At 44.9% G+C, this 22,307-nt stretch carries 24 protein-coding genes; 16 read left to right on the top strand and 8 right to left on the bottom strand.

Features of this window, described 5'->3' with window-relative positions:
* Positions 1 to 228: 228 nt before the first annotated feature.
* A complete protein-coding gene (locus tag HG547_RS07810; protein ID WP_169547531.1) occupies positions 229 to 1,896 on the top strand; it encodes an FAD-binding protein in 1,668 nt (555 codons plus the stop codon).
* A 66-nt stretch (positions 1,897 to 1,962) separates the two neighbouring features.
* Positions 1,963 to 2,307 (top strand): cytochrome c3 family protein, encoded by a 345-nt coding sequence (locus tag HG547_RS07805; RefSeq protein WP_037413986.1) that lies wholly within the window; start codon positions 1,963 to 1,965, stop codon positions 2,305 to 2,307.
* Positions 2,308 to 2,420: 113 nt separating this feature from the next.
* On the opposite strand, the gene HG547_RS20915 is transcribed toward HG547_RS07805, so the two are convergent.
* Positions 2,421 to 2,555 carry a hypothetical protein gene (locus HG547_RS20915; protein WP_259476062.1) on the bottom strand — a complete coding sequence of 45 codons (135 nt, stop codon included), beginning with the start codon at positions 2,553 to 2,555 and terminating at the stop codon, positions 2,421 to 2,423.
* A gap of 46 nt (positions 2,556 to 2,601) precedes the next feature.
* On the opposite strand from HG547_RS20915, the gene HG547_RS07800 reads away from it, so the two are divergent.
* The 9 genes from HG547_RS07800 (at position 2,602) to HG547_RS07760 (ending at position 10,727) form a co-directional block, all read left to right on the top strand.
* A complete protein-coding gene (locus HG547_RS07800; protein ID WP_037413988.1) occupies positions 2,602 to 2,946 on the top strand; it encodes a metalloregulator ArsR/SmtB family transcription factor in 345 nt (114 codons plus the stop codon).
* Between the two features lie 35 nt (positions 2,947 to 2,981).
* Entirely contained in the window at positions 2,982 to 3,500 is a 519-nt protein-coding gene (locus tag HG547_RS07795; RefSeq protein ID WP_169547530.1) for an arsenate reductase ArsC, read from the top strand.
* A gap of 9 nt (positions 3,501 to 3,509) precedes the next feature.
* Positions 3,510 to 4,529, top strand: a complete 1,020-nt coding sequence (arsB, locus tag HG547_RS07790; protein ID WP_169547529.1) for an ACR3 family arsenite efflux transporter — start codon at positions 3,510 to 3,512, stop codon at positions 4,527 to 4,529.
* Between the two features lie 41 nt (positions 4,530 to 4,570).
* The gene (locus HG547_RS07785) at positions 4,571 to 5,566 is read left to right on the top strand and encodes a permease (RefSeq protein ID WP_169547528.1); all 996 of its coding nucleotides are present in this window, start codon (positions 4,571 to 4,573) and stop codon (positions 5,564 to 5,566) included.
* Between the two features lie 9 nt (positions 5,567 to 5,575).
* Positions 5,576 to 5,812: a thioredoxin family protein gene (locus HG547_RS07780; RefSeq protein ID WP_037413994.1), complete on the top strand. Its 237-nt coding sequence runs from the start codon at positions 5,576 to 5,578 to the stop codon at positions 5,810 to 5,812.
* A 189-nt stretch (positions 5,813 to 6,001) separates the two neighbouring features.
* A complete protein-coding gene (locus HG547_RS07775; RefSeq protein WP_169547527.1) occupies positions 6,002 to 7,015 on the top strand; it encodes an ArsJ-associated glyceraldehyde-3-phosphate dehydrogenase in 1,014 nt (337 codons plus the stop codon).
* Between the two features lie 9 nt (positions 7,016 to 7,024).
* Positions 7,025 to 8,293 (top strand): organoarsenical effux MFS transporter ArsJ, encoded by a 1,269-nt coding sequence (arsJ, locus tag HG547_RS07770; RefSeq protein ID WP_069453689.1) that lies wholly within the window; start codon positions 7,025 to 7,027, stop codon positions 8,291 to 8,293.
* Positions 8,294 to 8,429: 136 nt separating this feature from the next.
* Entirely contained in the window at positions 8,430 to 9,167 is a 738-nt protein-coding gene (locus tag HG547_RS07765) for a DUF2927 domain-containing protein (protein WP_248278726.1), read from the top strand.
* A gap of 117 nt (positions 9,168 to 9,284) precedes the next feature.
* On the top strand, positions 9,285 to 10,727 hold the full coding sequence (locus HG547_RS07760; protein ID WP_169547525.1) for an MBL fold metallo-hydrolase: 1,443 nt from the start codon (positions 9,285 to 9,287) through the stop codon (positions 10,725 to 10,727).
* A 44-nt stretch (positions 10,728 to 10,771) separates the two neighbouring features.
* On the opposite strand, the gene HG547_RS07755 is transcribed toward HG547_RS07760, so the two are convergent.
* Together HG547_RS07755 and HG547_RS07750 are read right to left on the bottom strand one after the other, a co-directional pair.
* Entirely contained in the window at positions 10,772 to 12,127 is a 1,356-nt protein-coding gene (locus HG547_RS07755; protein WP_169547524.1) for a flavohemoglobin expression-modulating QEGLA motif protein, read from the bottom strand.
* 502 nt (positions 12,128 to 12,629) lie between these two features.
* Positions 12,630 to 12,806 (bottom strand): hypothetical protein, encoded by a 177-nt coding sequence (locus tag HG547_RS07750; RefSeq protein ID WP_011621344.1) that lies wholly within the window; start codon positions 12,804 to 12,806, stop codon positions 12,630 to 12,632.
* A gap of 309 nt (positions 12,807 to 13,115) precedes the next feature.
* Here HG547_RS07750 and HG547_RS07745 point away from each other — a divergent pair, with 309 nt between their 5' ends.
* The 4 genes from HG547_RS07745 to rimK all read left to right on the top strand — a co-directional run bounded on the left by HG547_RS07745 (position 13,116) and on the right by rimK (position 18,487).
* Positions 13,116 to 15,269, top strand: coding sequence for a CHASE domain-containing protein (locus tag HG547_RS07745; RefSeq protein WP_169547523.1), 2,154 nt, complete (start codon positions 13,116 to 13,118; stop codon positions 15,267 to 15,269).
* Entirely contained in the window at positions 15,266 to 15,700 is a 435-nt protein-coding gene (locus HG547_RS07740) for a response regulator (protein ID WP_144375758.1), read from the top strand. The genes HG547_RS07745 and HG547_RS07740 overlap by 4 nt, the downstream gene beginning before the upstream one ends.
* 9 nt (positions 15,701 to 15,709) lie before the next feature.
* A complete protein-coding gene (locus HG547_RS07735; RefSeq protein ID WP_169547522.1) occupies positions 15,710 to 17,431 on the top strand; it encodes a GGDEF domain-containing response regulator in 1,722 nt (573 codons plus the stop codon).
* 150 nt (positions 17,432 to 17,581) lie between these two features.
* Positions 17,582 to 18,487, top strand: coding sequence for a 30S ribosomal protein S6--L-glutamate ligase (rimK, locus tag HG547_RS07730; protein ID WP_037414013.1), 906 nt, complete (start codon positions 17,582 to 17,584; stop codon positions 18,485 to 18,487).
* A gap of 45 nt (positions 18,488 to 18,532) precedes the next feature.
* Here rimK and HG547_RS07725 read toward each other — a convergent pair whose 3' ends face one another.
* From HG547_RS07725 to HG547_RS07710, 4 genes are all read right to left on the bottom strand, one after another.
* Positions 18,533 to 19,225: a TorF family putative porin gene (locus HG547_RS07725; protein WP_169547521.1), complete on the bottom strand. Its 693-nt coding sequence runs from the start codon at positions 19,223 to 19,225 to the stop codon at positions 18,533 to 18,535.
* A gap of 288 nt (positions 19,226 to 19,513) precedes the next feature.
* Positions 19,514 to 19,837 (bottom strand): HU family DNA-binding protein, encoded by a 324-nt coding sequence (locus HG547_RS07720; RefSeq protein ID WP_219848070.1) that lies wholly within the window; start codon positions 19,835 to 19,837, stop codon positions 19,514 to 19,516.
* Between the two features lie 96 nt (positions 19,838 to 19,933).
* A complete protein-coding gene (locus tag HG547_RS07715) occupies positions 19,934 to 20,731 on the bottom strand; it encodes a response regulator (RefSeq protein WP_169547520.1) in 798 nt (265 codons plus the stop codon).
* A gap of 72 nt (positions 20,732 to 20,803) precedes the next feature.
* Entirely contained in the window at positions 20,804 to 21,187 is a 384-nt protein-coding gene (locus HG547_RS07710; RefSeq protein ID WP_169547637.1) for a hypothetical protein, read from the bottom strand.
* 123 nt (positions 21,188 to 21,310) lie between these two features.
* Here HG547_RS07710 and HG547_RS07705 point away from each other — a divergent pair, with 123 nt between their 5' ends.
* Entirely contained in the window at positions 21,311 to 21,820 is a 510-nt protein-coding gene (locus tag HG547_RS07705) for a DUF4240 domain-containing protein (protein ID WP_169547519.1), read from the top strand.
* Positions 21,821 to 21,826: 6 nt separating this feature from the next.
* On the opposite strand, the gene HG547_RS07700 is transcribed toward HG547_RS07705, so the two are convergent.
* On the bottom strand, positions 21,827 to 22,141 hold the full coding sequence (locus tag HG547_RS07700; RefSeq protein ID WP_169547518.1) for a hypothetical protein: 315 nt from the start codon (positions 22,139 to 22,141) through the stop codon (positions 21,827 to 21,829).
* Between the last annotated feature and the right edge of the window lie 166 nt (positions 22,142 to 22,307).

Below are 22,307 nucleotides of genomic sequence, written 5' to 3'. Positions count from 1 at the left end.
GTTAGTTTTTCCATAAATTAAATATTTTGTGAAGTACTGCAAAGATGTTGCTAATACCTCTTTTTATGTATTGTCATATGTCATACATTTAATTGTCGATTGATTGGGTGTTCTTAAGTCAACGCAGCGGCTTTTAGCTTCTAAATACACGTAAAAAATCTGGGCACGAATAGACCCAGCACCATTGTGAGTGCAATACCACTCGCAATGAGGGCAAAGGAGTATCAAATGAGTAATAAATCGAAAGAAATTGATCAATACACAGCGAGTGTGCTTCAAAACGGGATCTCTCGAAGAAGTTTTCTGACTCGAGCGGCAATGGGCAGTGGTGGTTTAGCTTTTGCCTCTTTAGGAATGGGGTCTGCCAGTGCTGCACCACTGCAAGTGGGTGCTGAATGTGCCGAGATTGGCGGTGCTGCCTTAAGTTTTTTACCTAAACCTAAACCGATCGCAGATAAAGATATCGCAACGACTCAAACCTTTGACGTTGTTGTTGTTGGTGCCGGAGCTTCTGGTGTTCCAGCTGCATTATCTGCCAGAGAAAATGGCGCCACAGTTGCCTGTTTACAAAAACAAGCCATTCCTGTTTCACAGGGAAACACTGGTGCTGGTATCGATCTTAAAAACAGTGATAAAGCGGCTATTGAGGCGTTAGTAAGCCGTTTGATGGCTGATAATGCTCACCGCTCGCATCCTGGTTTATTAAGACAATGGGCTTACAACTCCGGTGAAGCAGTCACTTGGGTGATTGATCGAATGAAACAAAGTGGTGGCCAAGTGGTCGATCAGGGTACCAAGGTACAACATGGTATTCGTGGTATTGCGGACCAATCTGATCGTTTAAATTTTGTGACCTCATTTTGTGGCCCTAAACCCTACACAACCGGTGATGGTATTCGTGCACTGGCAAAAACAGCGGAAAAGGCAGGTGTAAAATTCTTCTTTAACACTCCTGCACAACAACTGATCCAAGACGAATCAGGCAAAGTGATCGGTGTTATTGCTCAAACTCGTGATGGTAAGTACCACAAATACATGGCGAAGAAAGGGGTCATTCTGTCTTCTGGTGATTACCAAAATAACAAGGCAATGTGTGATTTCTTTATTCCAGATTTGAAAAACTTTGAACGCAAACAAATGGACCGTACGGGTGATGGCTTTGCCATGGCGTATTGGGCCGGTGGGGTTATTGAACCTGTTGGTCATACCAAAATGTTGCATGACTTCGACGCGGGTCCTGCTTCAATGTGCGATATGCCTTTCTTAGCCGTTAACCGTAAAGGCGAACGCTTCGTTAATGAAACAGTTGAAATGTCATTAATGAATAACTACCTGAAAGATGAGTATAACGCGGGACATTACTCCCAGGTATTTGATTCGGATTACATGACACAAGCGAAGGATTGGCCTGGTCATCTTTATTCTCCAGAGGAGCTTAAGGTTTATATGCCTGAAGTGCCCGGCGAGAAAAAAGGTGTATTCCCTTCTTTGACCAATACCTACGCCGCCAACACCTTAGAAGAATTAGCTGTGAAGCTGAAATGTGATCCCAAAACCTTTGTCGCAAGCGTGAATCGTTACAACGAATTGTGCAAAAAAGGTAAAGACGAAGATTTTGGTAAACCAGCCAGCAAAATGGTTCCAGTGCTTAAACCGCCGTTTTACGGCATTCATCGTCGTATGAGAATTTCAACCTTATGTTCAGGAATTCTGGTGAACGAAAATCATCAAGTACTGGATGCGGATGGTAAAGAAATTCCTGGCCTGTTTATTGTCGGCAACTTGGGTGCGGGCTTCTATGGTGGTGTTGATTACCCATTAACAGTATTCGGTCTGTCTCTGGGACGTTGCTACACCTTTGGCTACTTAGCGGGCAAATACGTCGCGAAACTTTAAACGCCAAATTATCAATAGCGGCTGCTTTTAGTTGGCATCCAGTGACATGAATGATGGAATTTAAAAATGAAAAATCTCACAATTATTTTGGCTCTTGTCTTGGGCATTTTCGCAGCAAGTGCGATAGCAAAAGACAATGTTTTACTCGATCAAACCCATGCTGCAAAAGGGATTAAATGTAACAGTTGCCATGGAACAGGAGAGCGTCAAGCTGTGCCTATGCTTAAGTGTGTGCAATGCCATAACACTGAAAAGCTAGCGTTAAAAACCGAAAACCTGAAACCGACTAACCCCCATAACAACCGTCACTTTGCTACCGAGACGGATTGTGCTAAATGTCACCACGTACACCAAAAGTCAGAAAATTTATGTGTAAGTTGTCACCCAAGGTTTGATTTGGTTACTCCCTAGAACCTTATCAGCATTAACTTGATATAAAGTATTGCAAATCGAAAATGCCAGTTAATGCTAACTGGCATTTCTTTTGGTAGGGTTTCACGACTTTATGCCTGAGTAACCATTTTTTAATAGCCTTTCCATTGGGTTATTTTCGTACCTACATCATCATCTTCAACGGTTAAGGTATTTATTTTTACGTTTGTTTTATTAAGCCAGTGAGTGGTTTCTACAAAAACAACTATACATATATGTTTTTTCATATATATTAAATTCCATATGTAAATTTATCTACCTTTGGACTAAACCATGCAACCTGTCGCATTTTTTAAGGCACTTGCCGATGAAACTCGGTTGAAATGTCTGCTGCTGATCCAGCGGGAAGGGGAATTATGCGTGTGTGAACTGATGGCTGCGCTGTCTGAAAGTCAGCCCAAGGTTTCGCGCCACTTGGCTCAGTTAAAAAAAGCCCGGCTGTTAGTCGATCGACGTCAAGGACAATGGGTGTTTTATCGGATTAATACTGAGATCGCGCCTTGGTGCCAGCAGGTACTTGCCCAAACCTGTGATGATAACGACATCTTTTTGCAGGAGAACCTGCGTAATCTCTGTCAAATGGGTGGGCGGCCTGAGCGAGCAAAAGCGTGTTGTTAATATAACTTTTGAAACGTACTGGATTGGAGTTTGTCATGGCGGCTATAGAACAATATGTGGAGCTAACCCCCGATTTTAACGTGCTTTTTTTGTGCACACATAATGCTTGTCGGAGCATTTTAGCGGAGGCTATTGCTCGGCAACTGGCATTGGGGTTGCCACTGACTTTTATGAGTGCTGGCAGCGCTCCGTCGGGCAAGGTCCATCCTATGACCCTGAAACATCTTCAGCAACATGGGTATTCAACCGCAGGACTTCACAGTAAAAGTTGGGAGGCGTTAGCTGACTTCTCGCCGGATCTGGTTATCACCGTTTGTGATAGTGCAGCGGGCGAAACTTGCCCTTTATGGCTAGGAAATACCCCAAAATTGCACTGGGGATTACCCGATCCAAGCCAGCTGAATGTTGAAGATCAAGATGTCTTATTTTTTAAAATAATCAGATTGTTAGAGGGACGGATAGGTGGTTTGCTGCGTGTTGATTTAAAGGCCGAGCCTAGGGTTTTATCGGCAGCATTACAGCAAATTGTACTTGCCCACCCGTTAGTCGATTAAGAGGTTTATATGGGAATTTTTGAGCGTTATTTAAGTGTTTGGGTCGGGCTGAGCATTATTGCTGGGGTTGTGTTGGGGAATGTTGTCCCCGGTGTATTTGCTGCTGTAGCCGCGCTTGAATATGCCCATGTTAATTTAGTCATCGCCCTGTTTATCTGGGTAATGATTTATCCCATGATGGTGCAGATTGATTTTTCTGCGGTAAAAGATGTTGGCAAAGCGCCGAAGGGATTGATGTTAACGCTTTTCATCAACTGGCTCGTTAAACCTTTTACTATGGCATTGTTAGGCTGGTTATTTTTCAAGTTGCTATTTGCCGACTGGGTTGATCCACAAACCGCCAGTGAATATATCGCGGGAATGATATTACTCGGTGTGGCGCCTTGTACTGCAATGGTGTTTGTGTGGAGTCAACTGACTAAAGGTGACCCGAACTATACGTTAGTGCAAGTCTCTGTTAACGATATCATTATGGTGTTTTTATTTGCGCCACTCTCGGCATTATTACTCGGTGTGAGCGATATTCAAGTGCCATGGGAAACCCTGTTACTTTCGGTTGTCCTCTATGTGTTATTGCCTTTGATTGCAGGTGTCGCGACTCGAAAACGCCTTGAGACTCGCCATGATACGAGTGCTGTGCCGCAGTTACTGGCTAAACTCAAACCTTGGTCTGTGATTGGGCTACTCGCGACGGTTGTGCTGTTATTTGGTTTTCAAGCGAAGACCATTGTGAGTCAACCACAGAATATTTTACTCATAGCTATCCCTTTGATTATTCAAAGCTATGGCATTTTTATCTTGGCCTATTGGCTAGCCTTAAAACTAAAACTTACCCATGCGATTGCGGCGCCAGCGAGCATGATTGGCTCTTCTAACTTTTTTGAACTGGCGGTCGCTGTGGCTATTTCATTATTTGGTCTGCACTCGGGAGCGGCTCTCGCGACTGTGGTTGGGGTATTAGTTGAGGTGCCTGTGATGTTGTCGCTGGTGTATTTTGCGAATCGCACTCGGCACTGTTTTCAATCTTAATAAATCGCAGGGTGTAGGTCTGCATTGTTTTAAGGAGCGATATGTTCCAAATATTTACTGATTTTGCGACTTGGCTAGTGTTTGGCGTGTTTGGCCTCGATGCGGGGCCGGCCTTGGGCGACGCAGTGCATTTTTTTGTTGAAGATGTCAGTAAAATTTTCGTATTGCTGGTGGTGATGATTTATGTGATCGCCCTGCTGCGGGCGTCCTTAGATGTTGAGCGAGTCCGCAATTATTTAGCGAGCAAGAATAAGGGCGTGGGTTATTTGCTGGGGTCGATTTTTGGCGCCATCACGCCTTTTTGTTCTTGCTCGAGTATCCCCGTCTTTTTAGGTTTTACCTCGGCGGGTATTCCCCTTGGGATCACTATGGCCTTTTTGATCACTTCACCTTTGATCAATGAAGTCGCTGTCCTATTACTCATGAGTTTACTCGGTTGGAAATTTACCTTGCTCTATGTGGCTGTGGGGATGGCAGTGGGTATGCTCGGCGGATTATTGCTAGATGCGATGAAGGCTGAGCGTTGGTTGCAATCCTTCGCCGCCGAAGCCCTCGTTCGTGGGCGTCAGATGACAGCATCAAATGCTGTTTCAACGACTCAGCGAGCCCTCTCTTTTTCTGAACGTCACCAATTTGCCAAAGCTGAGGCGATTGATATTTTTGGCCGCGTCTGGAAGTGGGTCATTATCGGCGTAGGTCTTGGCGCTGCCCTGCACGGTTTTGTACCTGAGGGGTGGGTTGAAACCCACTTAGGCCAAGGTCAATGGTGGTCAGTGCCCGCGGCTGTATTAATCGGCATTCCCCTTTATTCGAATGCGACAGGCATTATTCCTGTCATGGAAAGCTTGCTAGCAAACGGTCTGCCAATTGGCACTACGCTAGCATTTTGTATGAGCACTGTGGCAGCCAGTTTCCCCGAATTTATTTTACTCAAACAAGTTATGCAGTGGCGCCTGTTGGCGCTGCTGTTGATTGTGCTATTAACGGCATTTACGTTAGTAGGTTGGATGTTTAATTTTGCAGCACCGTATCTTTAAGGAAATAACATGAAACAAGTCAAAGTATTAGGTAGTGGTTGCGCTAAATGTAGTAAAACCGCTGAAATGATTGCGGATATATCTGAAGAAATGGGCATAGATGTGATTGTGAAAAAGGATGCCGATCCGCAAACCCTATTGAAATTTAACGTAATGAAAACCCCAGCGGTTGTGATCGATGGTGAGTTAATCCACAGCGGCTCAGTACCGACCCGAGATGAAATTGAAGGATGGCTAAGGGAGTAAATTAGAACCCATTTTAGCCAATCAAGGCTTGCTTTGGCCTAGCAATAATCGTTGTTAACAAGATGCGCCATTGTCATCTATTAGGGGTGGCAATGGCGATGTAATCGCTTAAGTAAAAAGTCCGTCATACTCATAACATATTAAAAATTAAAAATATAAAATTTTAAATCAACATATTGGAATATCAGCATGGCAATCAAAATCGGCATTAATGGCTTCGGCCGTATGGGGCGTTTAGCCCTGCGCGCGGCATGGGACTGGGATGAGGTGGAGTTTGTGCAGATTAACGATCCCGCGGGGGATGCGGCTACCTTGGCCCACTTGCTTGAGTTCGATTCTGTCCATGGTCGCTGGTGTTATCCCGTGACGGCGAGTAATGATCAGATCCACATTCAAGATAAAAGCATTCGCACCACACGTAATAAAACGATTGCCGAGACCGATTGGTCTGGATGCGATGTAGTGATTGAAGCCTCTGGGGTGATGAAAACCAAAGCCTTATTACAAGCCTATTTAGATCAAGGTGTTAAACGGGTTGTAGTAACTGCACCAGTCAAAGAGGAAGGAGTGTTAAATGTGGTGATGGGTGTGAATCACCAGTTGTACGATCCGGCTATTCATCCGATTGTGACCGCGGCTTCCTGTACCACCAATTGCCTTGCGCCTGTGGTGAAAGTGATCCACGAGCAGATCGGCATCAAACACGGTTCTATGACTACGATCCACGATATTACTAACACTCAAACTATTCTCGATGCGCCACATAAAGATTTACGCCGCGCCCGCGCCTGTGGCTTGAGTTTAATCCCCACCACTACTGGCAGCGCGACGGCGATTACCCATATTTTCCCCGAGCTTAAGGGCAAGCTAAATGGCCACGCCGTGCGGGTGCCGCTCGCCAATGCCTCTCTAACCGATTGTGTATTTGAGCTTGAACGCAGCGTGACCGAAGAAGAAGTGAATGCGCTGCTACAAACCGCCGCTGAGGGCGAGCTTAAGGGGATTTTAGGCTATGAAGAGCGGCCGCTGGTGTCGGTGGATTACAAAACCGATCCGCGTTCGAGCATTGTCGATGCGCTCTCGACCATGGTGGTGAATGGTACTCAGCTAAAACTCTACGTGTGGTACGACAATGAATGGGGATATGCCAACCGTACGGCAGAGCTCGCCCGTTTAGTCGGTCAGCTTGATGTGCCACTTTAGGAGAGCATAGTGCCTGCTGCCAAGCTATTTGAACAACTGATGCAATTGCCCGCCGCCGTGCGGCAATATTTGCTGATCACCTTCAATTATTGGAGTTTTACCTTAACCGACGGCGCGCTGCGGATGTTGGTGGTGCTGCATTTTCACGATCTCGGTTATACGCCATTCGCGATTGCAATGTTGTTCTTGTTCTATGAGATTTTTGGCGTCGTAACCAATCTGGTGGGCGGCTATCTCGGTGCGCGTTTAGGGTTAAATCGCACCATGAATCTCGGTCTTGGCATGCAGGTGTTGGCATTAGGAATGTTATTGGTACCTGCCGCCAGTTTACCGCTGTGGCTCGCGGGCGTGCCCTGGGTGATGGCGGCGCAGGCGCTTTCTGGAGTTGCTAAAGATCTCAATAAGATGAGTGCTAAAAGCGCGATCAAACTGCTAGTACCAAAAGGCGAGCAGGGCAAGCTTTATAAGTGGGTTGCCTTGTTAACGGGTTCTAAAAATGCCCTCAAGGGCGCGGGATTTTTCCTCGGTGGTGTTTTGCTTGCCTTACTTGGATTTGAGCTGGCGATCGCCACTATGGCGAGCATGCTCGGACTCGTATGGCTACTTAGCTTAGTGATGCTGAAGAAGGATTTAGGTAAAGCCAAGAATAAGCCTAAATTTACGGAGATTTTCTCTAAGAGTCGCAGTGTGAACATTCTCTCGGCGGCTCGATTATTCCTGTTTGCCGCCAGGGATGTGTGGTTTGTGGTGGCGCTGCCTGTGTATCTAGCGAGTAAATTTGGCTGGGATCATTGGGCGGTGGGCGGCTTTTTAGCTGTGTGGGTTATCGGCTACGGTATAGTACAAACCTTGGCGCCTAAGATCACTGGGAATCACCAACACCAAAGCTTAGCAGTCGGTGCTGTACCCGATGGTCGCAGCGCGTTAATTTGGGCCAGTATCTTGGCCTTTATCCCAGCATTGATTGCCAGCGCGATACAGTTCAGTTTTTACCCTGAAGCCAGTTTGTTGCTGGGCTTAATGCTATTTGGTGCTCTGTTTGCGGTGAACTCGTCGCTGCACAGTTATTTGATTGTGAGTTATGCCAGCGAGGAGGCGGTATCCCTCGATGTTGGATTTTATTATATGGCCAACGCTATGGGGCGTTTGGTGGGAACCGTGCTTTCTGGCTGGGTGTATCAGAGTCATGGGCTGGTGGCCTGCTTATGGATGTCGACAGCCTTTATCGCGACTACGGCCTTGATTTCTATTAAGTTGCCTCGACAAGCGAAGGAATAACAACATGTTAATCTGGCGAAAGCACTTAAAGGGGAAGAGTTCGATTGGCTTAGCCTGTATTGTTTCGCTACTTGCAGCCTTTGTTACGCCACTCTGTGCATCGGTTTCCCCAACGTTAAGTCCCAAAGAGGTCGACATGCCCAATCTCGCTTCAACATCCATTCGAGATTGGAAAAATCCAGCCTACATCACCCAAGCTTTCGATGAGATAGCCCTTAAAAATGAATACGATAAAGATAAGCACCGAGTACGAAAATGGCAAAAACCCGTGCGCGTCTTTGTTGAGCACCAAGTTGGCGACAATGCACTGCATGCGCAATTGGTGCAGATGCATCTAAGTCATCTTGCGCAAATCACGGGTCACAGTATTTTGCAGGTAGATAAGCTCGAAGAGGCTAATTTACATTTAGTCTTTACCCGCCAATCCCAATGGGCCGATGAGGTGATGCGCCTCATGGGCGCGAGTGCCGCCAGTAATATTCATGGCTCTGTTTGTATGGGCAAATTTGCCCTCAACTCTCAGAATGAGATTGAGCGCGCCTGGGTAATTATTCCCGTGGATCAGGCAAAAATGCATGGTAAGTTAGTGGCTTGTATCGTCGAAGAAATCACTCAAGTACTTGGGTTACCCAATGATTCTGAAAAAGTATTTCCGTCCATCTTTAACGATAAAACCCCGCAGGACTTACTCACTGGGCTCGATTATATTTTGCTGAAATTACTCTACAGTCGCCAGATTAACGCGGGGATGACGGCAAAAGAAGTGCAACCCATCATTCAAGATCAACTCGCTCAATGGCAGCGTGATGGCACCTTAATCAATGCCGATAAAACCGTGCGCCAAGGTGAGTTGTACCCGCTATTAGGTTATTGATGCTTGAGTGTTACGGCAAAAGTTGACATTGCTCGCATGCGACTAATTATTGCTTTTTGTTTTAGGAATAAGGGCATAGTCTAGCTTTATACGAGGTAATCACGTTGGAGGCACACCATGCGGATGACACTGCAGTTTTTAGGGGCGACAGAGGAAGTGACCGGCTCATGCCATTTGCTCTCGGTCGATCATGAACACTTATTACTCGATTGTGGTTTAATCCAAGGTGGTAAAGCGGATGAATTGCGTAACCATGAGCCCTTCACCTTCGATCCTGAGTCTATTTCCGCGGTTGTGCTCAGCCATGCCCATATCGACCATTCAGGACGTTTACCACTCTTAGTCAAAGCGGGTTTTGATGGGCCAATCTATACCCATAAAGCCACAGCAGAGCTGTGCGCGATCATGCTTAAAGATGCGGCGATGCTGCAGGTGCGCGACACTGAAAGAACCAATAAAAAGCGCGCTAAACATGATCTTGACCCCCTAGAGCCACTATTCACCGTCGAAGATGCCGAACAGGCCATTAGTCAATTTGTGTCGCTGGAATACGGCCAAGTGACTCGGGTTATTCCCCATGTGGATATTTGCCTCTCAGATGCGGGGCATATTTTAGGTTCTGCCTTAGTCGAGTTATGGTTAGGCGAAGGTAAGTCCCAGAAGAAAATCGTCTTTAGTGGTGATCTTGGCCGGGCTGGTATGCCGATATTACGTAATCCCACCTTAGTCGACACCGCAGATTTAGTGTTAATGGAAAGCACCTACGGCGATCGTTTCCACCGAAGCTGGACTGATACTCTGGCCGAATTAAAGGCGATTTTTGCTAAGGCAGTCACCGAGAGCCGCGGTAATATTCTTTTGCCAGCCTTCTCAGTAGGGCGAGCGCAGGAGCTTTTATATCTATTTCATTTATATGCTAAAGATTGGGATTTATCTCGCTGGAAAGTCTGCCTCGATAGTCCAATGGCGATTGAGGCAACACAGGTATATGTTAATAACTATCCGTTAATGGATGATGATTTTAAGCGTTTTACTCGCCAGCATCCGGGGCAACATCCCTTATTATCGAATGTCGAATTTATTCAAACTACTGAAGAGTCTATCGCATTAAACGATGTGCATCAGGGCTTGATCATTATTGCGGGTAGCGGCATGTGTAATGGTGGCCGTATCCGTAGTCATTTGGAACATAATCTGTGGCGGCCAGAATGTGATGTGATTATCTGTGGTTTCCAAGCGCTTGGCACGCCTGGACGAGCCTTGGTCGATGGCGCGGAGGAGCTCACTATCCATGGTAATAGCGTCAAAGTTGCCGCCAAGTTACATACCGTCGGAGGCTTATCCGCCCATGCGGATCAGGCAGAGTTGCTACGTTGGTATCGGCACTTTGAAGATCAACCACCTTTAGTGCTAGTGCATGGCGAGGCCCAAGCACAACAGGGATTAGTGACCGTCATGAATCAAGATCCGAAAACTAAACCTAAGGCACTGGCTATTGCCACCTGTGGCGATAAGTTGGATTTGAACGCCTTACCCAAACTGATGTGGATAACAACTTAAGCGATAGGCCACAGCCCTAAGAGGGCTGTGGCAAAATGACTTGATTAGTCTGAGTTATTATCAAACTCTGTATCGTCGAATAACTCTAAGCTTGGATCGATACTAGGCACATCTTTAAATAGGCGAGTGAAATGACGTTGCACCCCTTTCAGATCGATACCTGCCAATCCTGAGGCGAAACCAAACCAAGCATACAAACCGCTGAAGTTGTCGAACATGGGCGGTAAATATTTTGGTGGCGTAATTATGCCTTCTTGGCAGGCTTGATAGAGAACGGGAATATCCTCAATGGCGAGTTTGCCTAAAAACAGCATAGGGATAAGTTCGGGTAAACCCGATGTGATGGCGCTGCGGATAAAGTTGATGTTCTCAACATAACCACGCACATAGGAAATATCTTTGGTAAAAAAGCTGCCGCCTTCGACCATACCGCCACGAAACACCCTTTGTGTGACTCGATAACTATCCTTAGCGCTAAGATTTAACTCTCTAAAATAGTTAAATACTTCAATAAAGTTGGCCCCATTTTCCGCCATATCTACCGCTGCGACACGGTCGCTAATACGGCGGGCACGGCCTGGGTTTGAGCTTAGGGTGAGCATTTCGAGTAATACAGCAAGCCCTTCTTGGGTGGCAGCTACGCGGGGAGAGCCGACGCTGAGCCAAGTAGCATGGGGTTGAGCCCGACCATTGAGGGTGGTGCCCACATGCACCCAACCTTCATGAACTTCGTACACATTGAGATCTGACTCGCTGAACATGGCCTTACTATTGAGTTTGACCGTATCGCCACCCACCGCGGCGTCAGACACAATCCCGTCACTCAAACGCACCCGCATATCATCGCTATGGAAGTATTTTTCCAATCGCTGGCTCAGCACATTCACGGCTTCGGGGGCACTGATGATTTTAGGGTGATGCTTATTCATATGCCGCGCAGCGGGCAATGAGAAGATATAACTGAGTTTATCGCCCAATTGACGTAGAGTGTGGCGATCGCCATGTAATCTGTGGCTGGCGCTGCCGTAGAGTTCTTGGCTAAGCTGACCAAAGACAGGGGTCCCTCGATGACCCAGCATATCGACCACCAGACGATACTGGTCTACGTTAGCGACTAATATCTTGCCCAGCTTGTCTTTTTTGCCTAAACGTCGATGAATGTCTTGTTTGAGCGAAAGTAATTCAGCCTGTGTTTTTACGGGATCGAAGGGCAGAGCAATTTTTTGATAAAAATCCTGTGTAATTGCTGGCAGAACCGTGCCTTTACTAGAAATAAAACGCTCCTCCATTTCCCGCGGCCATTTGATGGCGTCTAAAATCTTGATCGGGGTTTGAATGCGGATCAGCTCATCGGAAAAGCGACGTAAATCTTCTTGGTACTGGGCTAATGACTCTGACATTCCCGAAATCCTGTTGCTACTTAGGCGCTAAAATTAGTTCAATCATAGCGGTAAAGTCGTTGTTTTTATAGGTTTCTTACCCAGAACAATTAAATCTTGTCGATTAAGTATCTTATCTGCTATCGATTTAGTGAATCATTTTGGTGCAATATGAATTGTTTTAGCCTGAAAATGGCGAAGATTTTTTATGCAAGTAACTGTTAAATATTGTGTTATCCCAATGAGATTAAGACTAATTAGTTTATGCTAAAAGGTTATAAAGTCTGTGTGAGATGATTATGGCTGCACTGTGCTATTTGAGAAACGATGCAGCAGTGCATGCGTTGGTGGTGCCGATTTAACGGTAGCTGATAAAACTAGGCTGACACAGGTTTATAAAATGAGGAAAAGTCGGCTTGGTAAATCAGTGTTAACGTTTGCACCCAGCCCCAAGGAGCTGGGTGAAGGTTTGGATAACAGTCGTGAACTTAAACGACCATAATGCCTTATGGGAGTAGGAAGTTTAGAAAAAGTCATCATCTCCTAATGCGCGTCGTAATTCGGCACGTTCGAGATAATCTTCTAAGCGTTTCTTGATTTCACGCTTGTGCTGCATTGCCTCTGCTGCTTTGCTATTTCTAGGGGTGGTCATTGCCTCAATTTCAGTATCGTTGGGCACGACTTCAGTAATATGAGCCATAACGAATTCCTCATGTTGTTCCTAACGCCTTTCTATCTAAAAAGAGTGTGGCAGAAAAGCAAAAAATTTTACTCATAAACGCAAATTTTTTTTCCCATACGACAGTGTGTTACTCCTATGGCATTACTGAATTTTTAGGGGAGTTAAGGCTATTTAAGTTTTTGCTGAATTTTGTGATTTAGCGCATAACACTTTCTTTTTATATTGATGTTAAGTCCTACTTAAATAGTCGGATAAACTTGAATTTGCATAAAAATCGAACAACACTTGGGGAAGACACTCAAATGTAACTTTGCTAGGGAAGCTAATATGGACACGGACCGTTTTCCTGAATCTTTCGGCCCCCCAAAAAGTTTTTTCGTTAGTGTGATTCGTTCAAGTTGGCTGATGTTATTTGCCGCGCTGACTTTTATGGGTATTTCTTGGTTTGTTTTAGAGGAATATTTAAGAGATCGAGGCGAAGAGCGGTTTAATAATAATGTGCAGGATTTGTCCGAAGCCGTTACCCGAAGAATGACGGCCTATGAGCAAGTTTTACGTGGTGGAGTAGGGCTTTTTTTGTCCTCCAACGGCGTCACTCGCAGTGAGTGGCATACCTATGTAACCAATGCTCGTTTATCTGATTATTACCCAGGTATTCAAGGTATTGGTTTTGCTGAGTTAGTTACGCCTACTCTCTTGGATCAATTTACCCAGCAAGTCCGAGAGGAGGGATTTACTGATTTTCGCGTCACTCCCACAGGTAATAGAGAGCTTTACTGTGTTATCAAATATTTAGAACCATTCGACTGGCGAAATCAACGGGCATTTGGTTTTGACATGTGTTCCGAATCAACTCGTCGCACTGCAATTCTAAACGCTATTGCTTCGGGACAAGTTAAGGTGTCTGGCAAAGTTACCTTAGTGCAGGAAACGCCCGATAATTCTCAGGCTGGTGTATTGATGTATGTTCCTTTTTATCATGGTCAACCCGTGACAGAAGCGGAGCGTATACAACAGGCTATAGGTGTTATTTTTGCACCTTTTCGAATGGATGATCTAATGCAAGGGATTATGGGAAAACGTTTTTCTGGCCTAAAACTCGCCATTTATGATGGTTCAGAGGCAAATCATGCCAGTTTAATGTTTAGTTCCCACAAAGCGCTTCCCTCTCCGAAGGATGTTTTTTATCAATCAAAACTAGAAAACATGGAAGGGCAAGTTTGGCAAATAGATGTTTCATCTGAGTCGCGCTTTATTTCAAGTGCTGAGCAAACGCAGAGTATATGGCTGCAAGTGATTGGTTGCGCTTTTATTCTTGCCTTATTTTACGCTGTTATCAGTATGGCTCGTAACCGTTACCAAGAGTCAATGTTAACTGCCGAATTAATTGCCAATGAAAAACGCTTTCGTCTAGTCATCGAGGCATCTCCGAGTGCACTGTTTATGGTTGATAAAACAGGCGCGATTACCTTAGTCAATACCCATGCCGAAAGGCTTTTTGGTTATACGAGGGAGGAGTTACTTGGGCGTTCAATTAATATGTTACTACCTGAATCGCTGAGGGAAATCCATCAAAAACATCTATCTCATTATCTGCTTCATCCCATCGCGAAGAATATGTCGATGCGGGATGATCTGTTTGGTTGCTGCAAAGATGGTACACGTTTGGCGATCGAGGTCGGATTAACTCCTATTCACTTTAGTAATGGGATCTACATTTTAACGACGATCAATAATATTTCTGAACGTAAGCGGATTGAAGCGCAGCGTATCGAGCATACGACAGAGTTGGAGCGTATTAATCAAGAGCTAGATAGATTTGCCTATATTGCTTCCCATGACTTGAAGTCGCCCCTCAGAGGCATTGAGCAACTAACCCATTGGTTAAGTGAAGATCTTGCTGATAACACCAATGAAAATGTCCAAAAATACTTAGGCTTAATTCAGAATCGTATCCAGAGAATGGTGTTATTACTCGACGGGTTGTTAACGTTTTCACGCATTGGGCGTGTTGATATTGAAATGGTTGACACTGATTGTCGACAACTGGTCGAAGATATGTTCGCTTTGGTCGCTCCGCCTCAGGGATTTGAATTGGTCATCGAAGGTAATTTTCCACGATTTAAAACGGTTAAAACGCTCTTAGAACTAGTCGTTCGGAATTTAATTAGCAATGCCATTAAACACCATGATAGAGGTGGTGGTGTACTTAAGGTGCAATGTGAAACAAAAGGCCACTATTACTGGTTTAGCGTGATTGATGATGGACCTGGAATTTCTGCCCAGTTTCACCAGAAAGTATTTGAAATGTTTCAAACTCTTAGACCAAGAGATGAAGTCGAGGGAAGCGGTTTGGGATTGTCGCTTGTCAAAAAGACGGTTGAAAGTCTAGGGGGAGAAATTCTACTTGAATCAGCGGGGCGAGGTTGTTGCTTTAGGTTTAGCTGGCCGATGCACATAGTCAACAAGGAGGCGGTATGAGTAATAGCCATGACTATAAACAAGTGACCATTCTGTTGGTTGATGATGATGATGTGGATTATATGGCGGTGCAGAGGGCGATGAAGCAACTGCGTTTGCTTAATCCTCTTGTGCGAGCGAGGGACGGGCTTGAAGCACTTTCAATTCTGACGCATACCAACGCTATCAAGGGGTCATACTTGATCTTGCTCGATCTCAATATGCCCAGAATGAATGGTTTTGAATTTCTTGAACATATTCGTTCTGATCCGACGTTGTCTTCTTCCGTTGTGTTTATGCTGACGACTTCTAGTACCGATGAAGATCGGATGAGAGCCTACCGTCACCATGTGGCTGGTTACATGGTTAAAACAGATATTAAAGATGGTTTCCACAATATTTTTAATATGTTGGAAGGCTACTGGCGCATCGTTGAGCTTCCAAGCGTATAGGATGTGTATATGGATTTACTACTTATCGATGATGATGAAGTTGATAGAACCGCTATTATTCGAGCGCTACGACAGTCCAAGTTAGCTTTTAATGTGGTTGAGGCAAACTGTGCTTTTGATGGATTGAATCTTGCCTTGGAGCGTCATTTTGACGGGATTCTACTCGATTACCTATTGCCCGATGCTAATGGCTTAGAAGTGCTTATCAAGCTCAATTCTATGACTCAAGATCAAACTGTGGTGGTGATGTTGAGCCGTTACGAAGATGAAAAACTCGCTCAGCGTTGTATTGAGTTAGGTGCCCAAGATTTCTTACTTAAAGATGAAGTTAACTCAAGAATCCTGAGTCGTTCAATTCGTTACGCTAAACAGCGCGCCTCAATGGCACTTGCCCTACGAAATAGCCATCAGAAACTGAAAGAACTGGCGGAGCACGATTCACTCACCAAATTGATGAATCGTTATGGATTTGAGCTGTGTTTAAATCGCGCCATTGCAAGAGCAAAACGCAGTAATGATTTTTTAGCCGTGATTTTACTTGATCTTGATGATTTTAAAGCGATTAATGACACGTTAGGTCACCAGACGGGTGATATTTTGTTGGTGAAAGTCGCATCTAGACTCAGTGCCGTGTTACGGGATGGTGACGTCATTGCTCGTTTAGGCGGGGATGAATTTGTGGTGTTAGTGACTGACAATGACTACAAATATTTCCCCATGATAGTGGCTAACCGTCTACTTAAAGCTTTTGAAGAAGTGTTTTGCCTTGGAGATAACGATGTGATGATTGGCGCCAGTATTGGCGTGGCATTTTATAATGAAGCCGCCTCCGATAGCTCTGAGTTAATGAAATGCGCCGATATCGCCATGTATCGTGCTAAGAAAATGGGGCGTAATCAGATCCAATTTTATTCCGAGGCGCTAGATAAAGAAGTCCGCTACCGCAATCATATCGAGTCCAGCTTAAAAATGGCCTTAAGGCAGAATCAGTTTAAGGTTTATTATCAGGTGCAAGTTGACGCGCAAACACATCATATGGTGGGAATGGAGGCGTTAATTCGTTGGCTGCATCCCGAAGATGGTTTGATTTCTCCTGACCAATTTTTGCCCATAGCGGAAGAAATTGGGTTAATGGAAGAAATCGGTGACTGGGTATTGTATGAAGCCTGCCGACAGGCCCAATATTGGCTGAGCCAATTAGCATCAACAGGGCATCGCTTTACCATTGCCGTGAACTTATCTGCATCTCAAATTGGGCATATCAACTTATATGAGAAAATCGCCCATGTTCTTAACGTGACAGGGCTAGCGCCAAGTGCACTTGAGTTGGAAATTACTGAAAACTGTTTGATTGAAGAACCCCACGAACATGCCAAGATCCTCGATAAAATAGCCCAACTTGGAGTGCGATTTGCGTTGGACGATTTTGGTACCGGATTTTCATCCCTTGAACATATAAAGTTGTTCCCCATCAGCGTGTTAAAAATCGATAAAAGTTTTATTGCTTCCTACGATAAGGACGAAAAGGACACTCGTTTACTCACAGCGTTGCTTAACTTTGCCTATGGCTTTAACGTCACCTCTGTTGCCGAGGGAATTGAAACCCTCGAGCAAGCGGAGTTTTGTACAGTAAGACACTGCAATCTATTACAGGGATACTTCTTTTCTCGTCCTCTAGACGCAAGCGAATTTGAAGCAAGGTTCATTACACCGTTAGTCACTAAATTGTGAAGATTATCTTACGTTTGACTAAGGCTTAGGTTTTCGTCTGGTGAGGAATATTTTCTTGCTTTACACTGAGCAATAGACAAATATCAGCGCCCCTTTCTGATGCAATGTGCTCAGAGCTTCAATCACTGTGTTTAATTTGGTCATTTAGTAATGAAAATCGGTATTTTATCTCAGTTTCCAGAATTGTATTCCACCCGACGTTTAGTGGCCGCCTGCGAAAGCCGTGGTCATGAGGCTGTGGTGATTAATACCTTGAATTGCTACATGAATATTAATTCCGTTAAACCTAGCATTCATTATCAGGGAGAAGAATTAACAGGGTTTGATGCCATTATTCCGCGTATTCATGCCAGTGTGACCTTTTATGGCTGCGCAGTCGTGCGCCAGTTTGAAATGATGGGTGTGTTTGCCGCCAATGATTCAATTTCGATAGCACGCTCGCGGGATAAGTTACGTGCTCTGCAATTACTTTCACGCAAAGGCATTGGTATGCCTATCACTGGATTTGCCAATAAACCCAATGATATTCCTGATCTCATTAATATGGTGGGCGGTGCTCCTTTAGTGATCAAGTTACTCGAAGGTACGCAGGGGATTGGGGTGGTATTAGCGGAAACGAAAACCGCCGCTGAGAGCGTGATTGAAGCCTTTTTAGGGCTCAAAGCCAATATTTTGGTGCAAGAGTATATTCAAGAGTCCAACGGCAGTGATATTCGCTGTTTTGTGGTGGGTGATAAAGTGGTGGCCTCGATGAAGCGTCAGGGGCCAGAGGGCGATTTTCGTTCAAACTTACACTTAGGCGGCTGTGGTGAAAAAGTGAAAATTACGCCAGAAGAGCGCAAGATGGCCGTTGCCGCTGTTAAAGCGATGGGATTAGTCGTTGCAGGCGTGGATATTTTACGTTCGAATCGTGGCCCGTTGATCCTTGAGGTTAACTCAGCTCCTGGTATCGAAGGTATTGAGCAAACTACGGGTATTTCGGTAACTGAGCCTATTGTGGAATATATTGAGAAAATGGTGTTAGCGCGTAAGTCGAATCGGGCGGTGATCGCTTAATAAAATACGCCGCGATTAACGCGGCGTGTTTCTTAGTTCTTTGTTTTATAAATCAAAGCTATAGGAGTAACCTAAAGCGATTTTAGCATCGTCATCAGCCAGATCAGTATCTGATACCATAAAAGATACTGTGCCCATGCTGGTATCTGCACTAAGTGTTACGTTGTAATCGGCATAGTTATCCTCACCAAACCAAGCTTCAACCACATCGCCCGTGGAGTAGCCATAGTGGAATGACAGGGTAAGTTTCTCGGTTAAAGGGAAAGATGCTGTGGCGGCAAGATAACTCATATCTTTGTTATCGAGTGGTTCCGCCGCTACGTCATCACCCGCATTGATCACGTGGGAATAACTGAGTTCAACCCACTTCCAGGTAATAGCCCCGTGGAGCTCACCAAAATCGATGCTGCCTTCGGCATCGGGGTAGGCATAATAGAGATAGCCAAAATCATAGCTGAGATCGTCGGTGATGTTGCCACCGTAACCAGCATAGAGGTCTAACTCGTAGCTAGTGTCATTGCCAAAATCGACATTTGATGCCCACGTACCCGCATAAAATCCTGAGTCATGACTGTAGTCAAGACCGCCTTGGATCGCGACCGCATCATTGGTTTGAGTCACTCCGCGCCATAGATAGTTTGATGTGCCGCCAATATTGCCGGATACCGCCGCAAAGACGTTAGTGGTTAGTAATAATCCCGTCGATAATGCCAAAACGCTGTACAGTGATTTTCTCATACTCATCCCCTCGATTGACTTATTTATCGATTCACTCATGCCACTTAAATACGGCGGCATTGGTGCATCATGGTTTTTTCTGATAAGGGAGTTGCTAATCACATGCCATTATTTGAACCGTTTTAAAAACAATTGGTTACATAATTTATGTTAATTAAATGTTTTAAAATGCTCAAAAATGGAGCGATTGACGCACTGTGTTTGTGCAAAAAATCATCTTTCATGCTTTCGTTAGGGCAAAAAAACGCCTCACAGAGGAGGCGTTTTATAAAATCAATGTCGAGCGAATTAGTTCACACTATCACGCAGGGTTTTACCCGCTTTAAACTTAGGTACAGTCGCTTCCGCAATTTGGATTTCTTTGCCCGTTTGTGGGTTACGACCAGTACGAGCTGCACGAGTCGCTGTTTCAAAGGAGCCAAATCCGACGATAGAGATTTTGTCACCGTTTTTCATTGATTCAGTAATCGCCGCTTCGAAAGATTTCAATGCTCGTGCTGCTTCAGCTTTAGTGATATCGGCATTTTCTGCAATTTTGGCGATAAGTTCAGTTTTGTTCATTTTTATTGTCTCTTCTTTCCGTAGATTTATGTAAGTCAGCGAGCCTAACATGCCACAAGGTTAAAGCGTTGGAAAGCCCTTTGCTGCGGGCTTGTGTCATCGAAGTAACAAAATTGGAGGGTATTTGCGCCATTCGTGACTTAGGTTTTATTCTTCGAGCAACTGATATAAGAGTTGCTTAACTAATTTGGGTTCGAAGGGCTTGTCGCACAGGGCATTCACCCCTGCCTGAGATACATTACTTAAATGTGTATCGTTAGCCTCAGACGAGACCATTAAAATAGGCACGTGGGATTGTTGACTTTCATTACGGATAAATTGCGTTAATGCCAGTCCATCAACGCTGGGCATATTGTAATCAGTGATAATTAAATCAAACATATTATGACGCATTAACTCAATGGCTTGCGCACCATCTTCTGCTTCGGTAATCAGTTTTATCCCCAAATTACCAATAGTTCGCTTGATCACATTACGTGCCATGCGGCTGTCATCAACCACAAGCACGTGTACATCGTGCACATCGAAGTGGCTTAAGTCGAGTTCATCGTGGCTGAGCAAATCGATAGTTGCATTAAGCGCCTTGCCTAAGTGTTCGGCATTAAAAGGTTTTGGCAGAATCGCGACTACGCCAGACTGGCGGAAAATCTCCAATTGTTCACGGCGACATTCACTTGAGATCAGCATAAATTGAATATCTTTATATTCACTTTTGCTGCGCAGGTAGTTCAAAAACTCGGTCGCTGTTCCATCTTCAAAATGCATTGCACTGGCAATGAGATCGGGTTTGTGTCGAGCAATGAGTCCTTTAGCCTCTTCAATATTGGCAGCATTTTCGATGCTAACAATGCCTTCTTGTTGTAAGCGCTTGATGATAATGCGGCGCTGGGTTTCCGATGGCTCAATAATAAGCATCGATAATTCGTTAGGCGATAAATGAGTCATAGTCACAAGCTATTGGGCTTTTTAGAAAGGCGTTAACTTAGGCGAGAAATAACTGCTTCGCAACATATTAAATCAAGCTTTCAATTTTGCGGTTAAATAATCACGGGTTACCCGTGAAAATGCGATCCAGTACTGCACTAATAGCAGGGCAATTATGGATAACACCAGCGGCAACATCGGAATGTTGTGGCCTTCGATGACGACTTTGACATCTTGAGGGGTAATTCGATAGGCGATAATGGCAGTGACACCGAGTGCCGACAGGCCTAAGGTTTGTAATCCAAGGTAAATTTTGAGCACTAAGCTAGACCAAGGCGCTTGTGTCAGTATGCCAAACAACACGGGTAATACACCTAAGGTAAACAAATCGAAGGAGGCAGTGGCGACAGCCCGTAATAGGGCAACAATGGCAAACAGAGTATAAAGGGTTATCAATAGGATTAGGCGTTTAGGCATAAAGTTAGGGTTACTGGCTAATGTGAAGTGGAGCAAGTGTAGGAAATGCCCCGAACTGAGTCCAGCATAACCGTATTATCATGTAGAATACGCCTTTGCTTGGGCATTAAATTAGGTTAAGTGATGACAGAAGTAGAATTTTGGGACTTAGTGACCCGCAGTGAACCAGCGCAATCCCAAGAGTCTTTGGTTGAGGCATTAAAGCTGAAACTGAGTAAACTGAGTGATGAAGAGCTAAAAGTCTTTGATAAGCTGTTTGGTCAACAGATGCGCCGAAGTTATTTATGGTCGGTTTGGGGGGCGGCTTATATCATTACGGGGTGTGATTCTGATTATGCCTTTGCCGAATTTCGCGCTTTTCTGATTTCACTTGGACAAGCCCGTTATGAGGCTGTGATTGCCCAGCCTGATTCGTTAGCGAAGTTAACTGCATGGCCAGAAAAGGATGGTTATGCCTATCCCTTTATTGAAGATTACGATCTTATTGCAGGGCAATTATACGAAGACCGAACGGGTAAAGAGTTGCCTTTTATGCCTTCGGGTAAAGCGACTCCCGTAGGCAAAAAATTTAGCACTAAACCCAAAGACTTAAGACTGCAATATCCTGAGCTTAGTGCGCGTTTTCCGTTTTAATTCGCCCTAAGAGCGCAAACATGCGTTACTGGTAACGTCGAAAGTCATGCCGTATTGGGTACACGTTTGGCGCATGAACTGATGCTCCTCCTGTGCTAATTGGCGGGTAAATTCTTGACCGAGCTGCTCAGTCAGGCGTTGCTCTGCAACTTGCTGTGACTGGGCCAGTTTATCGAAGTGCGATTTTACAGCTTGTTGCTGTTCGGCCGTCAGTGTCGCAGCATGGCTGGATAAACTGATCAGTGTGCTGAGTGTGAGCAGAGTGCATAAGGTAAACTTTGTTATCACTACATGGCGTATGGGGGCCGTTTTTAGCTTCATAGATAAACTCCAAATTAAAATCACCAGAACTCGGTTGGTTTTTAAATCGTCGTTTGGCTTTCATCGTGCATATATGGACCCATCCGGTTTGCAAGACATTCGATAACGATTTTGAGAAGAGTTCATTGCACCCATATATCCGGCCTGTTATTGAGGGATCCCTCTG

The organism is Shewanella sp. DNRA4, from assembly GCF_012843185.1.
In the GTDB taxonomy this organism is placed as follows: Bacteria; Pseudomonadota; Gammaproteobacteria; order Enterobacterales; family Shewanellaceae; genus Shewanella; species Shewanella xiamenensis.
Note: the sequence above shows the minus strand (reverse complement) of the source record. Positions and strands in the feature narration are given on the sequence as shown.

Coding starts and splice junctions, on each gene's coding strand:
- HG547_RS07765 (WP_248278726.1), top strand. CDS start 8,430: ATGCCCAATCTCGCTTCAACATCCATTCGAGATTGGAAAAATCCAGCC.
- HG547_RS07720 (WP_219848070.1), bottom strand. CDS start 19,837: ATGTTAGGCTCGCTGACTTACATAAATCTACGGAAAGAAGAGACAATA.
- HG547_RS07735 (WP_169547522.1), top strand. CDS start 15,710: ATGGATTTACTACTTATCGATGATGATGAAGTTGATAGAACCGCTATT.
- HG547_RS07805 (WP_037413986.1), top strand. CDS start 1,963: ATGAAAAATCTCACAATTATTTTGGCTCTTGTCTTGGGCATTTTCGCA.
- HG547_RS07755 (WP_169547524.1), bottom strand. CDS start 12,127: ATGTCAGAGTCATTAGCCCAGTACCAAGAAGATTTACGTCGCTTTTCC.
- HG547_RS07740 (WP_144375758.1), top strand. CDS start 15,266: ATGAGTAATAGCCATGACTATAAACAAGTGACCATTCTGTTGGTTGAT.
- HG547_RS07780 (WP_037413994.1), top strand. CDS start 5,576: ATGAAACAAGTCAAAGTATTAGGTAGTGGTTGCGCTAAATGTAGTAAA.
- HG547_RS07725 (WP_169547521.1), bottom strand. CDS start 19,225: ATGAGAAAATCACTGTACAGCGTTTTGGCATTATCGACGGGATTATTA.
- rimK (WP_037414013.1), top strand. CDS start 17,582: ATGAAAATCGGTATTTTATCTCAGTTTCCAGAATTGTATTCCACCCGA.
- HG547_RS07775 (WP_169547527.1), top strand. CDS start 6,002: ATGGCAATCAAAATCGGCATTAATGGCTTCGGCCGTATGGGGCGTTTA.
- HG547_RS07810 (WP_169547531.1), top strand. CDS start 229: ATGAGTAATAAATCGAAAGAAATTGATCAATACACAGCGAGTGTGCTT.
- HG547_RS07705 (WP_169547519.1), top strand. CDS start 21,311: ATGACAGAAGTAGAATTTTGGGACTTAGTGACCCGCAGTGAACCAGCG.
- arsB (WP_169547529.1), top strand. CDS start 3,510: ATGGGAATTTTTGAGCGTTATTTAAGTGTTTGGGTCGGGCTGAGCATT.
- HG547_RS07795 (WP_169547530.1), top strand. CDS start 2,982: ATGGCGGCTATAGAACAATATGTGGAGCTAACCCCCGATTTTAACGTG.
- HG547_RS07745 (WP_169547523.1), top strand. CDS start 13,116: ATGGACACGGACCGTTTTCCTGAATCTTTCGGCCCCCCAAAAAGTTTT.
- HG547_RS07715 (WP_169547520.1), bottom strand. CDS start 20,731: ATGACTCATTTATCGCCTAACGAATTATCGATGCTTATTATTGAGCCA.
- HG547_RS07700 (WP_169547518.1), bottom strand. CDS start 22,141: ATGAAGCTAAAAACGGCCCCCATACGCCATGTAGTGATAACAAAGTTT.
- HG547_RS07760 (WP_169547525.1), top strand. CDS start 9,285: ATGCGGATGACACTGCAGTTTTTAGGGGCGACAGAGGAAGTGACCGGC.
- HG547_RS07750 (WP_011621344.1), bottom strand. CDS start 12,806: ATGGCTCATATTACTGAAGTCGTGCCCAACGATACTGAAATTGAGGCA.
- HG547_RS20915 (WP_259476062.1), bottom strand. CDS start 2,555: ATGAAAAAACATATATGTATAGTTGTTTTTGTAGAAACCACTCACTGG.
- HG547_RS07800 (WP_037413988.1), top strand. CDS start 2,602: ATGCAACCTGTCGCATTTTTTAAGGCACTTGCCGATGAAACTCGGTTG.
- HG547_RS07785 (WP_169547528.1), top strand. CDS start 4,571: ATGTTCCAAATATTTACTGATTTTGCGACTTGGCTAGTGTTTGGCGTG.
- HG547_RS07710 (WP_169547637.1), bottom strand. CDS start 21,187: ATGCCTAAACGCCTAATCCTATTGATAACCCTTTATACTCTGTTTGCC.